The 458-nt window shown below is 56.1% G+C and carries 1 pseudogene; it reads right to left on the bottom strand.

The window, feature by feature from the left end:
- Positions 1–458 (bottom strand): annotated as a pseudogene (locus PHA01_RS29150) (hypothetical protein); the annotation flags it as partial.

Here is a 458-nt window from a genome sequence, read left to right as displayed (position 1 = left end):
GTTGCCGACGCAGGTGCGGTGGGGCGCAACAAACTGTCCACAAAATAGGAAACAGATGTATCGCTTGAGTTGGAGTTGGCGGCACTTACGGCTCCGGAAGCGACGTTGGACGCTGCCTGCACACCTGCGTGGATTGTCGACGAAACAGCAGACCCGAGCACAGCGGCAACGAACAAAGTTGCGAGCGCCCATGCGACAAAGCCATGCGCAGTATCACGAAAGTAAACTTCGTTGGTATGGATGCCCGCCCATTTGGTTCTAAGGCGACCCGTTAAATAACCGCCGACGCCGGCCGATATCCATTGAACGAGGATCAACCAGATGGCGGTGGACACCGCAAATGTTGTGGCGGAGGAACTTTCGGAAGCCCACGGCGAAACCATTGTCAATCCGAAACCTGACCCCAGCAGGGTCAATAGCAATGTTACGGCTGCAGCCGTCACAGCGCCCGCAAAAAT

The organism is Candidatus Phyllobacterium onerii, from assembly GCF_028331445.1.
Taxonomy (GTDB): domain Bacteria; phylum Pseudomonadota; class Alphaproteobacteria; order Rhizobiales; family Rhizobiaceae; genus Phyllobacterium; species Phyllobacterium onerii.
Note: the sequence above shows the minus strand (reverse complement) of the source record. Positions and strands in the feature narration are given on the sequence as shown.